This window comes from Pandoraea sp. PE-S2R-1, assembly GCF_002179865.1.
Classification (GTDB): Bacteria; Pseudomonadota; Gammaproteobacteria; order Burkholderiales; family Burkholderiaceae; genus Pandoraea.
In genome coordinates this window covers 164,885-180,176 of the sequence record NZ_NGUR01000002.1, presented here as the reverse complement: position 1 = coordinate 180,176, position 15,292 = coordinate 164,885, and the positions used below count along the sequence as shown (strand labels likewise).

Below are 15,292 nucleotides of genomic sequence, written 5' to 3'. Positions count from 1 at the left end.
GCGCGCTCGCGGTGATTCAGGCGAGCGCCCGGTGAGGCAGCGGGATGTCGGATCGAACGTCGTTCGCGATCCGGCATCCCGTTTTGCCATTTCAGTGCTTGATCAGTGCGCAATCAGTGTGTGAAGTCCGGCGTCGTAAGCACCTTGCCGCGTGTCTCGGGCAACAGTAGCGCGCAGACCACCACCAGCAAATAGCCGCCACCGGCGACGAAGCCGATGGCTTTCACGAGCGAGCCCGTTTGCGCGAGCATGCCCACGGCGATCGGGAAGAACGAACCGATGCCGCGCCCGAGGTTGTAGCAGAAGCCCTGACCCGAGCCGCGAATATGGTTCGGATACAACTCGGTGAGATACGCGCCGATGCCCGCGAAAATACCCTGCACCACGATGCCCAGCGGGAAGCCCAGCCACAGCATCGCGCTATCGGTGATCGGCAGCATCGTGTAGACCATGCCGAGCACGAACGAGGCGACGGCGAAGAAGATGAACGCGCCGCGACGGCCGAGTTTGTCCGAAAGAATCGCGCCGACGATATAGCCCACGAACGAGCCGACGATCAGCACGATCAGATACGCACTCGTATTGAACACCGACAGACCGCGCACCGTTTTCAGATACGTCGGCAGCCACGTCGTGATCGCGTAGTAACCACCGAGCATGCCGCTGCAAAGCAGGCTGCCGAGAATCGTCGTCTTCAGATGCTCGGGCGCGAAAATCTGCGTGAAGTTGCCTTGCAGTTTGCCCTCCGCAATCTTCTTGCGCGTTTGCGTGAAGATCTCCGGGTCCGACACGTTGCGGCGCACGTAGGTGATCCACACGGCGGGCAGAATGCCGATCCAGAAGCAGGCGCGCCATGCCGTGCCTTCATCGAGCACGGCGAAGAAGAACCAGTAGAGCAACGCCGCCGCGGCCCAACCCACGGACCAGCTGCTTTGCACCGTACCGACCGCTTTCGCGCGATGTTGGGGCGAGCGAATCATTTCGCCCATCATCATCGTGACCACCGTCCACTCCCCGCCGAAACCGATGCCTTGCAACGTGCGCGTGATGAGCAGTTGCCAGAACGAGTTGGTGAAGCCCGAGAGGAACGTGAAGAGACAGAACGTGGCGATCGTCCATTGCAGGACGCGAACGCGGCCGTAGCGGTCCGCGAGAATCCCGGCGAGCCATCCGCCGACCGCTGACGAGATCAGCGAACTGGTCGCGATCATGCCGGCTTCACCCTTCGTCATGCCCCATGCGGCGATCAGCGTCGGGATCAGAAACGAATAGATCATGAAGTCGAACGCGTCGACGGCGTAGCCGCCAAAGCCCGCATACAGGGCCTTGCGTTCCTTCGTGTTGAGTTCGTTGAACCAGGAAAAAAATGCCATGAAGACTCCTCGGTGAATCGTGTATTTGTCGTTATGTGTGTGCTGCCAGCGCTGCCTGCGCCGGTCACCTGTGCCGTCGCACGGTGTTGTTGTTCTGACGCGGTGTTAAATCGTCAGGCCGCCGTCGACGTGAATGACCTGGCCGGTGATCTGCCGGGCGTGCGGGCCGAGCAGGAAGGCGGCGAGTGCGGCAATGTCATCGGGTTCGCAGAGGCGGCCGGTCGGGGTGGCGTCGGCAGCGCGTTGCCATGCGGCCGGGTCCATCGCGGAGTGTCCGCCGTCCTTGCGGGTGTAGCCCGGTGCCACGCAGTTCACCGTAATACCGGCGCGCGCGTACTCGGCGGCGGCGCTTTTCGCGAGCGCTTCGATGGCGGCTTTCGCGGCGGCTGTCGCGGGGAAACCGGTCGTGTTCGCGGCGATACGATGCGCGACGAACGAGCTGATCGCGACGATGCTCGCGCGCGACGAGCGTTGCAAGTCGGGCAGGGCGCAGCGCAGCAGCGCGGCGAAGGTGCCGGGCATGGCCGCCAGTGCGTGAGCAAAGGCCTCGTCGTCGATGTCAGCGAGACTTTGGCGTGTCGCGAAACCCGCATTGCTGACGATCTGATCGATAGGGCCGAAGGCGTCGCGGGCGGCGTCGATCAGTCGCGCGGCCGCAGACACATCCGAGAGATCGCCCAGCCACACAGCGCAGTTCGCGCCGAGCGATTCGCACAGGGTGCGAACGTCGGCGAGCCGCTGTTGGCTCTCAGGGGAACTGCCGCGTGTGTGCAGCAGAAGTTGCGTGTCGGGGGCGGCGAGGTGTCGTGCGATGGCGGCACCGATGCCAGAGGCGGCACCGGTCACGACGATAGTGCGTCTGGCGTGGCCGCCGGACGAAGAAGTAGGGGTAATCACAGTGAGCCCGGATAAAGCGGAGGGTGCGTGTGATTATGCCAAACGGGGCGAGGCGTGGAATAGCCGCGTCAATATTAATTAGGAAGTGAACAAAGACGCGGCCAATACCGTTGTGCGAATGCCGAAAGCAGCGGTGAAACGAGGCGCAAATCACTATGCCGCGCCAACCGCGCGCGGTGGCGCAACCTCCTCGACAGGATGCAGCGTCATGGTGTGCTGATGGAATCGGCCGAGTGTCTCGCGATGCGCAACACTGACCATCGTCGTATCGGGAAGATTAGCGTGCAGCGCGTCGTACACGGCTTCCTCGGTTTCGACATCGAGCGCGCTGGTCGCTTCATCGAGAAAGAGGAAGTCGGGTTTCTGAAGCAGCGCACGGGCTGCCGCGAGCCGTTGCTGTTCGCCGCCCGACAGACGCCGTGCCCAATGCGCGACGGTTTGCAGATCGTTGCTGTATTGCCCGAGGCTCACCGCAGCGAGTGCATCGCGATACTGCGCATCGGTAAAGCTTTGCGGCGGCGACGGGAAGGCAAGCGCAGCCGCCAGCGTATCGATCGGCAGATAGCTCTGTTGCGACAGGAACAGGACGCGCGCATTGGCGGGCACGTCGACCTGTCCACTGCCGAATGGCCACAGCCCGGCCAGCGCGCGCAACATCGTGCTCTTGCCGCAGCCGGAGCGCCCGCGCACCAGCCAGCGCGAGCCGCGTGCGAAGGCAAACGAGCCGACGTTCGCGAGCGGTGCGCCGTTCGGCAGCGCGAGTTGCAGATCGGTGGCGGTGAACGCGGGTGCTGCACCGGCCTGCGCGGGGACCACCGCAATGCCGCCGGCGCGCGGCGGTTCGTCGATCACGCGTGTAAATTCCCGTAACCGGTTGATCGTGGCTTTCCAGTCGGCCAGCGTCGTGAAGCTGTTCACGAACCACGAGAAACCATCGCTGACCTGTCCGAACGCATCGATGATGCGCATCAGCACGCCCAGCGTGAAGGCGCCCGCGAAGTACCGGGGCGCCGCTGCCATGATCGGAAACACGATGGCTATCTGACCGTAAATCGAGTTCGCGAAAATCAGCCGCTTGGTGACGACCATGATCTGCCACCAGTTGTCGCGCACCGCGCCAAAGGCCGATTTCAGGCGCGAAAGCTCCGCGCCTTCGCCGCGATACAGCGCGATCTGCTCCGAGCTTTCACGCAGCCGTACCAGCAGAAAACGGAAGTCGGCTTCCACTTGTTGCTGGCGATAGCTGAGTCCGACGAGCGGGCGGCCGACCTTGAAGATGAAGAACGAGCCGACCACGGCATACAGGGCCGCGACCCAGACCATGTAGCCGGGCACCGTCACGTTCATCGTGCCAAGCGCGAACGAGACGGCACCCGAAATCGTCCAGAGAATCGTCACGAACGAGAACAGCGAGACGAGCGTGGTCAGCAGGTCCAGCGAGAGCGCCAGCGAGGAATTCACCAGCGTACGAATGTCCTCGGAAATACGCTGGTCGGGGTTGTCCGCCAGATGATCGCGCTCGATGCGGTAATACGCCTGACGCGTGAACCACTTCGTCAGATTCGTATCGGTAACCCACTGCCGCCACTTGATTTCCAGCATCTGCCGGAAGTACGTGCGAAACGTCGCGATGATGATGAAGCTGAACGCCAGCACGGCGAACTCCATCAGCGACGAAGTGAAGATCGGCCAGTTGCGCTTGTCGAGGGCGTCGTAAAAGCGCGCGTTCCACGCGTTCAGGCGCACGTTGATGAACACCACCGCGAGATTCAGGGCGATCACGAGCAGCAGCAGGCGGCGTCCTTCCCAACGCTTTTCGGAGACCCAGTACGGCCGGATCAGTTGCCATGCCGTGGGCGATTTCGGGGGCGTTGGCGCCGGCTTCGCCGGATCGGTGGCGCCCGGCGGCGGAACCTCCGGCGAGGCGGGTGGCGTGGGTGGCGTCGGCGTGTGGGCCATGATCGTCTGGCGGCGTTGCCGCAGTGGTGCAACGTGTTATGGGGAGTGCCCGGAGGCGCGCGGCCGCGCGTGTTCCGGATCGAGTGCCCGATGACGCCCCGACGGCTTCACCGGTACCCGACGGTTCGTTTGACCGTCGTCTTCCTCAGTGTGTTGCACGATTCCCGGCCCAGGGCTCGCGTCACGCCGAAATTCAGTTTACGCGCTGTTACAACGCCCGGGAAAAACGTCAAAAAACGAGACGCGTCGAGCGTCTACCCACCCGGGAAGCCAGCTTGCACGGGCGTCGGCATCTATGTTGTAATGGCTGCGGGCGAAACAGGGGTGCTCCGTATCTGACGCGGGTGTAGACCATGCGTGACGATCGCGGGGCTGAGAGAGACCCTTTGCACCCGACCCGGGTAATACCGGCGTGGGAAGTTTCCGACTCCTCCAGTGGGGTAAGGTGCCTGGCACCGTTTCGTCCTTTTGCTTTCATGAGGAAAGGACCCCATGCGTTACCTTCCGCAAATTCCTTCGCATTGCCCTGAGTGCCTGCACGCCGAGATGGCCTGTGCGGGCGTGCGCGTATGAGCGCCACGACTTCACGTCCCGACGTTGCCGTGCTCGGCGGGGGGCTGTCCGGCCGTCTCGTCGCGTGGCAACTGATTCGCGCCGGCGCGCGCGTCGCGCTTTATGAGCGCGGCGATGCCGACGGCTCGTCTGCCGCCGGCTGGGTCGCCGCCGCGATGCTCGCGCCGCTGGCCGAAGCGGCCGTGGCCGAGCCGAGCATCGTCGAAATGGGCGCCGTCGGGCTCGAGCGCTGGCCCGGGCTGATCGACGGCCTGCCCGAACACGTGTTTTTCCAACGCAACGGCACGCTCGTCGTGTGGCACCAGCCCGACCGCGCCGAAGCCGTGATGTTCGACCGCCGCATGCGCGCCAACGCCCCGCCTGAGTTGCTGCGTGGTGGTGTAGAACGCCTCGGCGGCCAAGGGGCGAAATCGCTCGCCGAAGTCGAGCCCGCGCTCGCCGGACGCTTTCAGGAAGGCTGGCTGCTGCCCAACGAGGGCCAGCTCGATAACCGCCAGTTGCTGCGTGCACTCGCCGCTGGGCTGGCAAAAGCCGGTGCCGAATTGCACTGGAACACCGAAATTACCGAAGGGGACTACCCCGACGCGGGTCTCGTCATCGACTGTCGCGGCCTGGGCGCACGCGCTGCGCTCACGCAGCTTCGCGGTGTGCGCGGCGAAGTCGTGCGCATTCACGCGCCGGGGATCGGCCTGCGCCGTCCGGTGCGATTGCTGCATCCGCGCTATCCGATCTACATCGCGCCTAAAGAGAACGATCTCTATGTGATCGGCGCGACCGAGCTCGAATCTGAAGACATGTCGCCGATGACGGTGCGCTCGGCGCTCGAATTGCTCTCGGCGGCGCATTCGCTGAACCCTGCGTTCGGTGAGGCGCGCATCGTCGAGTTGAACGTCAACTGCCGCCCGGCGCTGCCCGATCACCTGCCGCGCGTGCAGTGGGACGGTGCGCGGCTGTTGCGCGTGAACGGCCTCTACCGGCACGGCTATCTGCTGGCGCCGGCGGTGACGGGCGAAGCGTGCGCACTGGCGCAGGCATTGATGCAAACGAAGGGCGCGCCAACGGCAGTAGGAGACGCGCTCGATTGGGAGACGTGGCGAGCAAGCCGGCCTTGGCCGGACCTGTTCCGCCGGGCTTGAGAGGGAACAGTACGCAATGGATATCCAGATCAATCAACAGACGCTGAGCGTGGCAGACGCGGCAACGCTTGCCGACGCACTGGCGGCCTACGGCGCCAAGCCGCCGTTCGCGGCCGCCGTGAACGGGCAGTTCGTGCCCAAGACCCAATACGCTGCGCGCGCGCTCGTGCCGGGCGACAAAGTCGATGTCGTGCAACCGGTCGCCGGAGGCTGAAATGAACGCAATTACCGAATCGGCCAACGTGGCCGCAGGCAGCACGCGCGACGCGCTGACCCTCTATGACACCCGCTTCGGCAGCCGCTTTTTGCTCGGCACCGCGCGCTATCCGTCGTTGCAGGCGCTGAACGATTCCATCGACACCGCCCGCCCCGGCATGGTGACCGTGGCGCTGCGCCGTCAACTCTCGGGCACCGGCGCGCAGGCGTCGGAAAGCCATTTCTGGGACACGCTGCGACGCCTCGCCGTGCCCGTGCTGCCCAATACGGCGGGCTGCCATTCCGTCCAGGAAGCGGTGACCACCGCGCAAATGGCGCGCGAAGTGTTCGAGACCGACTGGATCAAGCTCGAACTCATCGGTGACGACTACACGTTGCAGCCCGACCCGTTTGGTCTCGTCACGGCCGCTGAACAATTGATTCGCGACGGCTTCAAGGTGCTGCCGTACTGCACCGAGGATCTGGTGCTGTGCCGCCGTCTGCTCGACGTCGGTTGTCAGGCGCTGATGCCGTGGGGCGCGCCGATCGGCACCGGCAAGGGTGTGATCAATCCGTATGGCCTGCGCTTGCTGCGCGATCGCCTGCCCGACACGCCGCTCATCGTCGATGCGGGTCTCGGTCTGCCGTCGCATGCCTGTCAGGTGATGGAATGGGGTTTCGATGGCGTGCTGCTGAACACGGCCGTGGCGCTGGCGGCGCAACCGGTGGAAATGGCCGGTGCGTTCGCGTCTGCCATCAAGGCGGGTCGCAGTGCGTGGCTCGCCGGGCCGATGGCCGAGCGCGAGAGCGCCGAGGCCAGCACGCCGGTGGTCGGCGTGCCGTTCTGGCACAGCAAGGACTACTCATGACGATGTCCGCCCGCGCGGCTGCACGAACGCCCGGTGATTCAGGGCATATCGATCCTTTGCATCACGTGCAGTGCCTGCCGGCGGATGCGCCGCTTGCGCTGGCGTGGCAACAGGCGGCCAGCGCGATCCGCGCTCGTCTCGCGCCTTGGCCGGATGCCCGGACTACCGCGCAATGGCGACTGCACGCGCAGGTGCCGCCGGGCGGTTTTGCCAAAGGTGACGTGTTCTGGTGGCCGCTGACGCCGCAAGGTGCACTGGATACCGGCACCTCGGTGCAGATCGACGTGTGGCGTGCGGCGGGTGCGGTTGTGCTGTGCTCGCGTGCGTTGCCGCGCGGTGGCGTCGAAGACACGTTGTATGCGGACGGCGAGATCTATCGCGTGGCCGGCGTGGACGATCCTGCGTTTTTCCCCGCGTTCGCCGCGTTTCTCGATTGCGGCTTTGCGCCGCACGACGCACTCGTGCTTGGCCGCGCGTGGCGTACCGACGGAAGCCATGCGCGGGCAGAAGATGCCGACGCACTGGGGGATTGGCCGACGGTGTTGGCGACGTTCCCGGAAGTGGTTGGTCAGGTGCCGAGCCCCGGTGAATTTCCCGCGTGTCCGGCACGGCTGGGGTTGTACCCGGTCCTCCCCGATGCCGACTGGTGCGAGCGCATGGCTGACCTTCAGGTCGGCACCGTGCAGCTTCGCGTCAAGGACCCGGCCCATCCCGCGCTAACGTCGGAGATCGCGCGCACGGTGGCCGCCGGCAAGCGCGTGACACACGACAGCGCATGGTTCATCAATGACCATTGGCGCGAAGCGGCGAAGGCAAACGCCTACGGCGTGCATCTGGGGCAGGAGGACATGGCGGCGCTTTCCGCCGCTGAAGTTGAAACGCTGCACGCAAGCGGCATGCGACTGGGCATCAGCACGCACGGCTATTACGAGATTCTCGCGGCTCACCACTTCCGCCCGAGCTATCTGGCCGTGGGGGCCGTGTTCCCGACGACGACCAAGGTCATCGCCACCGCGCCGCAAGGGCTGGCCAAGCTCGCGCGCTACGTGAAGCTGATTTCGCCGCACTACCCGCTCGTTGCCATCGGCGGCATCGATGCGCAGAACTTGCCGCAGGTGCTGGAGACTGGCGTGGGTTGCACGGCTGTGGTGCGCGCCGTGACGGAGGCCGCCGACGTGGCAGTGGCCGTCAAGGGCATGCAAACGGAATTTGCGAAACGGGCATGACGACGGGTGAGGGCGTGACGTCGTGTGCGGGAGGTGGTGAGGGTGGCGGCGATGTGCCGTGCACTGCCGCCCGAATTACAACGTACGCGTCATGAACACCGCGCCGTCGCCGTAACCGGCCAGCTTCGCCGCGATCAGCGGTGAGACGTCGGCAGCGGCCACGTAGCCGAAACGCGCCCAGAAGCCTTGCGATTGCTGCACTGCAACGAGCGCGGAGGCGGCAAGCCCAAGTGTCTGTGCCGAGGCCAATGCGGCTTCGTACAGGCGAGCCGCTACGCCCGCGCCTCGCGTACGTGGCGCGAGCGCCATATCGTGGACGTACCAGCAATCGGGGGCATCGGGCAGGGCGTCGAGTGCCATGTCGAGCGGTGGCGGGGCGGCGAGTTGCCACGGATGCGTGAACAGATACCCGGCCACCACGGCGGCTTCATCCACGGCAACCCAGCAGGTGGCGGGGGACAGCGCCAGACGCGAGCCCAGCGTGGCTTCCGATTCCAGCATCACGTCGCCATAGGCCTGTGCCTGCACCACCAACACTTGGGGAAGGTCGGCGGGGCGCATCGGACGCGTCTGAAATCGAGTCGAGGGCGCAGGCGCGCTGGCGTCAGGCCCGGCCGGAGAAGACTGCATAACAATCAATGGTTTATTGCCCAAAGCGGCATATTGTAGCAACGGCGCAACAGCTGCGCCGATCAAACCCTTCCTAAGTCCTTGCCGGGGTTACGTTTTTCCCCGTTACGCGCATCGGAACGGGGTTCTGCGGTGCCGGCCGCCCGCCTGTAAAATCCCGCGGGCAACTGCCAGTACTGCCTGTCACAGCCTCCCCGTGGACGGCATCGATCGGCATTCCCCCCTATAATTGGCGTTTTGCGCCGCACTATAAGACCCGAAACGTGCCTATCCCGAATACGGAAAATCTGCTCGAATTGCGCGACGTTAGCTTCGGTTATGGCGAACGCCTCGTCCTTTCCGGGCTGAACATGCGGTTTCCGCGCGGCAAGGTCATTGCGGTCATGGGCGGCTCCGGCTGTGGGAAGACCACGGTCCTGCGCCTGATCGGCGGTCTGGTCCATGCCAGCCGTGGCGTCGTCGATTTCGATGGCACCGATGTGTCGTCGCTGGACCGGGACGGTTGGTACAAGTTGCGCCGCCGCATGGGCATGCTGTTCCAGTTTGGCGCGCTCTTTACCGACATGACGGTGTTCGACAATGTGGCGTTTCCGCTGCGTGAACATACGCGTCTCGATGAAGAGATGATTCGTGATCTGGTGCTCATGAAGCTCAACGCCGTGGGCTTGCGCGGGGCGCGCGACATGAAGCCGGCCGAGATTTCGGGCGGCATGGCGCGACGCGTCGCGCTGGCGCGCACGATTGCGCTCGATCCGGATCTGGTCATGTACGACGAGCCGTTCACCGGTCTCGACCCGATCTCCATGGGCATCACGGCGAACCTGATTCGCAAGCTCAACGATGCGTTGGGCGCCACGTCGATCATTGTGTCGCACGATGTTTCCGAGACTTTCGCTATCGCCGATTACATTTATTTCATTACCGAAGGCCGAATCGGTGCCGAGGGGACGCCGGAGGACCTGCGGGCCTCGCAGGACCCGACCGTGCGCCAGTTCATCGACGCGCAACCGGACGGCCCGGTGAAGTTTCAGTACCCCGCGTTGCCGCTTGCGGAAGATTTCGGCATGGGAGGCCGCGCATGATCACGGCGATCGGCGGTTTTGTCCGCGGGCATGTCGAGCGCCTGGGCTATGGCGCGCGCTTGTTCCTGCGCATGTTGAGGTCGACCGGTGCGCTGCTGCGACGCCCGCGTCTGGTGACCGATCAAATTCACTTCGTCGGCAACTACTCGTTCGTGATCATTGCGGTCTCGGGCCTGTTTGTCGGCTTCGTGCTGGGCCTGCAAGGCTATTACACGCTTAACAAGTACGGTTCGGAACAGGCCCTCGGCCTGCTCGTCGCGCTGTCGCTCGTGCGTGAGCTCGGTCCGGTCGTCACGGCACTGCTGTTTGCCGGGCGCGCGGGGACGTCGCTCACGGCGGAGATCGGCCTGATGAAAGCCGGCGAGCAGTTAACGGCGATGGAGATGATGGCGATCGACCCGATCGCGCGCGTCGTTGCGCCGCGTTTCTGGGCGGGCGTGATTGCGATGCCGATTCTTGCCGCGATCTTCTCGGCGGTCGGTATCTTCGGCGGTTATCTGGTCGGCGTGCAGATGATCGGTGTCGACAGCGGCGCGTTCTGGTCGCAGATGCAGGGCGGCGTCGACGTCTGGGCGGATGTCGCCAACGGCGTGATCAAGAGCGTCGTGTTCGGCATTGCCGTGACTTTTATTGCGCTGTATCAGGGGTTTGAAGCTCAGCCGACGCCCGAGGGTGTCTCGCGCGCGACGACACGCACGGTGGTGCAGGCGTCGCTGGCCGTGCTGGCGCTCGACTTCCTGCTCACGGCCTTGATGTTCAGCTAACCGTCAGGCGATCCCGCCTAAGACAACTACAGACAGATTGCGCACACTGACACAATGAAAAAACACCCTCTCGACTTCTGGGTCGGCTTGTTCGTGGTTCTCGGCTTCGCGGCACTGCTGTTTCTCGCACTCAAGGCGGGTAACATGAGTTCGCTGTCGTTCTCGAGTACGTACCCGGTCACCGTGCGCTTCGACAATATCGGCGGGCTCAAGCCGCGCGCCGCCGTCAAGAGCGCGGGTGTGGTGGTCGGACGCGTGTCGTCGATTCAGTTCGACGACAAACGCTATCTGGCCAGCGTCACGCTCAACATCGATTCGCAGTACCAGTTCCCGAAAGATTCGTCGGCGAAGATCCTGACCTCCGGCCTGCTCGGCGAGCAGTACATCGGGCTCGAACCCGGGGGTGACGATCAAATGTTGAAAGCCGGTGATACGATCACGCTCACGCAGTCCGCAATTGTGTTGGAAAACCTGATCGGCCAGTTCCTGTATAACAAGGCGGCGGATGCTGGCGGGGCCCAACCGGGCGGCGCGTCGGCAGCGCCTGCACCGGCTGCCGCGCCGGGACAAGGGGCAACGGCTAACCAAGGAAAATAAAAGAAATGACCCGCTTCCGTACTTCGGCAGTGCTGGCCGTCGGCGCCTTGACGCTGGCCGGCTGCGCCACTGTGACGAACCCCACGCCGACCGACCCCATCGAAGGGTTCAACCGTTCGATGTACACGTTCAACGACAAGCTCGACAAGGCTGTCATGACCCCGGTAGCGAAGGGCTACCGCTTTGTGGTGCCGCAACCCGGGCGCGACATGGTCACGAACTTCTTCTCGAACGTCGGCGACGTGTACAACTTCGCCAACAACCTGCTGCAATTGCAGATCACGGCGGCCGTTCAGGATCTGATGCGCCTGACGATCAATACGCTCTGGGGCGTGGGTGGTCTGTTCGACTTTGCAACCCCGGCCGGCTTGCCCAAGCATAGCCAGGACTTCGGTGTGACGCTCGGCAAGTGGGGCGTGCCTGACGGCCCGTACCTGGTGTTGCCGCTGCTCGGCCCGAGCACGGTGCGCGACACGGCCGGGATGGCGGCCAATCTGTACCTCGATCCGACGTCCTATATCAAGCCGGATTGGGTGAGCTACTCGCTGTATGGTGTGCGTCTGGTGAACACGCGGGCCAACCTGCTCGACGCTTCGAACCTGCTCGAAGCAGCAGCGCTCGATCCGTATTCGTTCACGCGTGACGCCTATCTGGCACGCCGCAAGTACCTGATCAGCGGCGGCGCATCGGGGAGTGCCCCGCTGCCGAACTACGAAGAGGAAGACGGCGCTGCTGGTGCGGGTGCCGCAGGCGCGGCGGCTGGCGCGGGTGCGCAGCCAATGCCGGCGCCGGCATCGGGTGCATCGGCCGAGCCGGAACCGGGTTCGCCGCAAGGCTCGCCGCTGCCGGGCACGATGGTGCCGGGTGGTCTGCCGTTCCGTCGTTGATCTCATGAGGGACGCGCGTTCGCGCGCGTCCTGTCGTACCAACACCTCGCTGCGTCCCGCCATGCGGGATGTGCCCGTCAGGCCCGTCAGGCAACAGTTTGTTACAACGCGCCGGCGGGAATCTGCGAACTCAACACGTAACGCGGGTATCAAAACCCGCAACACTCGTCACTCGAAAGAGGAAGTCCACAATGAAGAAGTTCTGGCTCATTCCCGTCATGGCATTTATGACGCTTACCGCTGCGGGCTCGGCGATGGCACAGGCCCAGGCGCCTGACGCGCTGGTCAAGCAGACGGTGTCCGAGGTCATGGCCGCTGCCAAGACCGATCCGAACATTCAACGCGGTGACCTGAACAGCATTACCAAGCTGATCGAAACCAAGATCATGCCGCACGCGGATTTCGCGAAGACCACGCAACTGGCCACTGGCCGTGCATGGGCGACGGCCACGCCGGCGCAACGCGACCAGCTCACGACCGAGTTCCGAAAGTTGCTGCTGTACACGTACGCCGGTGCTATCGCATCGATTCGTGATCAACAGGTCGAGTACAAGCCGTTCCGCGCGCAACCGGGCGATACCGATGTCGCGGTCAACACCAGCGTGCTCAACAATGGCCAGCCGTTCGAGCTCGACTACCGCCTGTACAAGACGGCGAGTGGCGAATGGAAACTGTATGACATGAGCGTGTTCGGCTCGTGGCTGATCCAGACGTACCGCAGCCAGTTTGCCGAGCAGATCAACAAGAGCGGAATCGATGGTCTGATCCAGTTCCTGAAGACGCGCAACCAGCAGCTCTCGGGCGGCAAGTAAGCGCATGCTCGCTTTGCAAACCGATCTCACGCACGACACCGCCGGTGAGGTGCTCGCGCAGGCCATCGATCGCATCGACGCGGGGGAAACCCACGTCGATTGCGCGGGGCTCACGCGCTTCGACTCATCGGCACTGGCCGTGCTGCTGGCCTTGCGCCGCCATGCCGGCCGACGTGGGTTGACGTTGGCGTTCACTAACTTGCCGACAGGATTGGCCAGCCTCGCGCTGGTGTACGGCGTCGACCATCTGCTCTCGAGCTGATCGGCCGGTGCCCTGTCGGCGGGGTGGCCAGCCCACCAAGCCCTCGGAATCCAGAAAAAGCGCCGTCCCACGACGGCGCTTTTTTTGTTCCGGTGTTTGTTCCGGCACGGAGCGCCGATGCCTGTCGAATCCAGCAGGGCGGGGCCTGGCGGGCTGACCCGTCGGCCAAAACCACGGCGGACTCCCGCTTCCTTTATAATCAGGGGTTTTCCGCCGTCTATTGAGCGGTAACCCCCCATTCGGGGCACCGACGCCGTCATTGCCGCCATCCTCCCCGGTTTGCGCGCTCGGCGCGCCGTGTCCGGAGTTACAAAAAATGGCGCGTCCGCCAAGCCGGGCGCGTGCAGCCCATGGCCGCCATCGAAATCCGTAACGTCAAAAAACGCTATGAGGCGTTGCAGGCGCTCAAGGGCGTCAGCTTCTCGATCGAAGAAGGTGAATTCTTCGGTCTGCTCGGCCCCAACGGCGCCGGCAAGACGACGCTCATCAGCATCCTCGCAGGTCTGGCCCGTGCCGACGCCGGCAGCATCAGCGTACTTGGTCACGATGTCGTGCGCGACTACCGCAACGCCCGCCGCAAGCTCGGCGTGGTGCCGCAGGAGCTCGTCTTCGATCCGTTTTTCTCGGTGCGTGAGACGCTGCGCATTCAGTCGGGCTACTTCGGCCTCACGCGCAACGACGACTGGATCGACGAAGTGATGGCCAATCTCGATCTGACCGACAAGGCTGATGCGAACATGCGCCAGCTCTCGGGCGGCATGAAGCGCCGCGTGCTGGTGGCGCAGGCGCTCGTGCATCGTCCGCCGGTGATCGTGCTCGACGAGCCGACCGCCGGGGTCGACGTCGAACTGCGTCAGACGCTCTGGAAGTTCATCTCGCGCCTGAACCGCGAAGGTCACACCATCGTTCTCACCACGCACTATCTCGAAGAAGCCGAAGCGCTGTGCGACCGCATTGCCATGCTCAAGCGCGGCGAAGTCGTCGCACTGGAACGCACGGCATCGCTGTTGCAGCGTTTTGCGGGCACGCGGCTGGTGCTGCGCTTCCGTCAGGGCACGTTGCCCGATTCGCTGCGTCCGCTCCTCGTGGACGGACAAGACACCGGCGGGCGTCAGTTCGCACTGCGTCTGGCGGGCTGTGACGAAGTCGAGTCGATTCTCGCCACCTGCCGTGCGGCCGGCGGCATCGTCGAAGACATTGAAATTCAGAAGGCAGATCTCGAAGACGTTTTCGTGCAGATCATGTCCGGTGCGCGCGCGCAGGAGGTGGCAGCATGATCGGTTTTCGTACGCTGTTCTATAAGGAAGTGCTGCGCTTCTGGAAGGTGAGCTTCCAGACGGTGGCGGCGCCGGTGCTTACCGCGCTGCTGTATCTGATGATCTTCGGCCACGTGCTCGAAGACCGTGTGAAGGTCTACGACCAGATCACTTACACGTCGTTTCTGGTGCCGGGTCTGGTGATGATGAGCGTGTTGCAGAACGCGTTCGCGAACAGTTCCTCGTCGCTCATTCAGTCGAAGATCACCGGCAATCTGGTGTTCGTGCTGCTGCCGCCGCTCTCGCATTGGGAGATGTTCGGTGCGTACGTGCTGGCCGCCGTGGTGCGTGGACTGTGCGTCGGCTTCGGCGTGTTCCTCGTGACCGTGACGTTCACGCATCTGACGTTTGCCGCGCCGTTGTGGATTCTCGGTTTCGCGTTCCTGGGCGCGGCGATTCTCGGCACGCTCGGACTGATTGCGGGCATCTGGGCCGAGAAATTCGACCAGCTCGCGGCGTTCCAGAACTTCCTGATCATGCCGGCGACGTTCCTCGCGGGCGTGTTCTATTCGATTCATTCGTTGCCGCCGCTGTGGCAAGCCGTGTCGCACTTCAACCCGTTCTTCTACATGATCGACGGGTTCCGCTACGGCTTCTTCGGCGTCTCCGATGTCTCGCCGGCCACGAGCCTGGCGGTCGTCGGCGCGACGTTCCTGATACTCGCAACCGTGGCGCTGAATCTGCTGCGCCGCGGCTACAAACTGCGTCACTGAA

The 15,292-nt window shown here is 64.0% G+C and carries 16 protein-coding genes and 1 riboswitch; of the genes, 12 read left to right on the top strand and 4 right to left on the bottom strand.

Annotated features, from left to right (window positions below; all coding sequences use genetic code 11):
• Nucleotides 1–113 precede the first annotated feature (113 nt).
• From CDV44_RS00805 to CDV44_RS00795, 3 genes are all read right to left on the bottom strand, one after another.
• Nucleotides 114–1,373, bottom strand: a complete 1,260-nt coding sequence (locus CDV44_RS00805) for an MFS transporter (RefSeq protein WP_087686284.1) — start codon at nucleotides 1,371–1,373, stop codon at nucleotides 114–116.
• Between the two features lie 105 nt (nucleotides 1,374–1,478).
• Entirely contained in the window at nucleotides 1,479–2,267 is a 789-nt protein-coding gene (locus tag CDV44_RS00800) for an SDR family oxidoreductase (protein ID WP_087686327.1), read from the bottom strand.
• A gap of 156 nt (nucleotides 2,268–2,423) precedes the next feature.
• Nucleotides 2,424–4,229 carry an ABC transporter ATP-binding protein/permease gene (locus tag CDV44_RS00795; RefSeq protein WP_087686283.1) on the bottom strand — a complete coding sequence of 602 codons (1,806 nt, stop codon included), beginning with the start codon at nucleotides 4,227–4,229 and terminating at the stop codon, nucleotides 2,424–2,426.
• Between the two features lie 310 nt (nucleotides 4,230–4,539).
• Nucleotides 4,540–4,665: riboswitch (TPP riboswitch) on the top strand.
• Nucleotides 4,666–4,798: 133 nt separating this feature from the next.
• On the opposite strand from CDV44_RS00795, the gene CDV44_RS00790 reads away from it, so the two are divergent.
• The 4 genes from CDV44_RS00790 to CDV44_RS00775 are packed head-to-tail and all read left to right on the top strand — an operon-like array spanning nucleotide 4,799 to nucleotide 8,228.
• Nucleotides 4,799–5,938 (top strand): FAD-dependent oxidoreductase, encoded by a 1,140-nt coding sequence (locus CDV44_RS00790; protein ID WP_087686282.1) that lies wholly within the window; start codon nucleotides 4,799–4,801, stop codon nucleotides 5,936–5,938.
• A gap of 16 nt (nucleotides 5,939–5,954) precedes the next feature.
• Nucleotides 5,955–6,152: a sulfur carrier protein ThiS gene (gene thiS, locus CDV44_RS00785; RefSeq protein WP_087686281.1), complete on the top strand. Its 198-nt coding sequence runs from the start codon at nucleotides 5,955–5,957 to the stop codon at nucleotides 6,150–6,152.
• A gap of 1 nt (nucleotide 6,153) precedes the next feature.
• Entirely contained in the window at nucleotides 6,154–7,002 is an 849-nt protein-coding gene (locus CDV44_RS00780) for a thiazole synthase (protein WP_087686280.1), read from the top strand.
• Complete coding sequence (locus CDV44_RS00775) at nucleotides 6,999–8,228, top strand: thiamine phosphate synthase (protein WP_249277358.1); 1,230 nt, start codon at nucleotides 6,999–7,001, stop codon at nucleotides 8,226–8,228. Before CDV44_RS00780 ends, CDV44_RS00775 begins: the two co-directional genes overlap by 4 nt.
• A 75-nt stretch (nucleotides 8,229–8,303) precedes the next feature.
• On the opposite strand, the gene CDV44_RS00770 is transcribed toward CDV44_RS00775, so the two are convergent.
• Nucleotides 8,304–8,789 (bottom strand): GNAT family N-acetyltransferase, encoded by a 486-nt coding sequence (locus CDV44_RS00770; RefSeq protein ID WP_087686279.1) that lies wholly within the window; start codon nucleotides 8,787–8,789, stop codon nucleotides 8,304–8,306.
• A gap of 338 nt (nucleotides 8,790–9,127) precedes the next feature.
• Here CDV44_RS00770 and CDV44_RS00765 point away from each other — a divergent pair, with 338 nt between their 5' ends.
• The 8 genes from CDV44_RS00765 (at nucleotide 9,128) to CDV44_RS00730 (ending at nucleotide 15,291) form a co-directional block, all read left to right on the top strand.
• Complete coding sequence (locus CDV44_RS00765; protein WP_087686325.1) at nucleotides 9,128–9,940, top strand: ABC transporter ATP-binding protein; 813 nt, start codon at nucleotides 9,128–9,130, stop codon at nucleotides 9,938–9,940.
• Nucleotides 9,937–10,704: a lipid asymmetry maintenance ABC transporter permease subunit MlaE gene (gene mlaE / locus CDV44_RS00760; protein ID WP_087686278.1), complete on the top strand. Its 768-nt coding sequence runs from the start codon at nucleotides 9,937–9,939 to the stop codon at nucleotides 10,702–10,704. The genes CDV44_RS00765 and mlaE overlap by 4 nt, the downstream gene beginning before the upstream one ends.
• Nucleotides 10,705–10,758: 54 nt before the next feature.
• Nucleotides 10,759–11,301: an outer membrane lipid asymmetry maintenance protein MlaD gene (gene mlaD / locus CDV44_RS00755; protein ID WP_058376339.1), complete on the top strand. Its 543-nt coding sequence runs from the start codon at nucleotides 10,759–10,761 to the stop codon at nucleotides 11,299–11,301.
• Between the two features lie 5 nt (nucleotides 11,302–11,306).
• On the top strand, nucleotides 11,307–12,188 hold the full coding sequence (locus tag CDV44_RS00750; RefSeq protein WP_087686277.1) for a VacJ family lipoprotein: 882 nt from the start codon (nucleotides 11,307–11,309) through the stop codon (nucleotides 12,186–12,188).
• Between the two features lie 191 nt (nucleotides 12,189–12,379).
• Complete coding sequence (locus tag CDV44_RS00745) at nucleotides 12,380–13,000, top strand: phospholipid-binding protein MlaC (protein WP_058376337.1); 621 nt, start codon at nucleotides 12,380–12,382, stop codon at nucleotides 12,998–13,000.
• A gap of 4 nt (nucleotides 13,001–13,004) precedes the next feature.
• Nucleotides 13,005–13,262, top strand: a complete 258-nt coding sequence (locus CDV44_RS00740) for a lipid asymmetry maintenance protein MlaB (protein ID WP_058376336.1) — start codon at nucleotides 13,005–13,007, stop codon at nucleotides 13,260–13,262.
• A gap of 350 nt (nucleotides 13,263–13,612) precedes the next feature.
• Nucleotides 13,613–14,539, top strand: a complete 927-nt coding sequence (locus CDV44_RS00735; RefSeq protein WP_087686276.1) for an ABC transporter ATP-binding protein — start codon at nucleotides 13,613–13,615, stop codon at nucleotides 14,537–14,539.
• Nucleotides 14,536–15,291 carry an ABC transporter permease gene (locus tag CDV44_RS00730; protein WP_058376334.1) on the top strand — a complete coding sequence of 252 codons (756 nt, stop codon included), beginning with the start codon at nucleotides 14,536–14,538 and terminating at the stop codon, nucleotides 15,289–15,291. Before CDV44_RS00735 ends, CDV44_RS00730 begins: the two co-directional genes overlap by 4 nt.
• The last annotated feature ends 1 nt before the right edge of the window (nucleotide 15,292 follow it).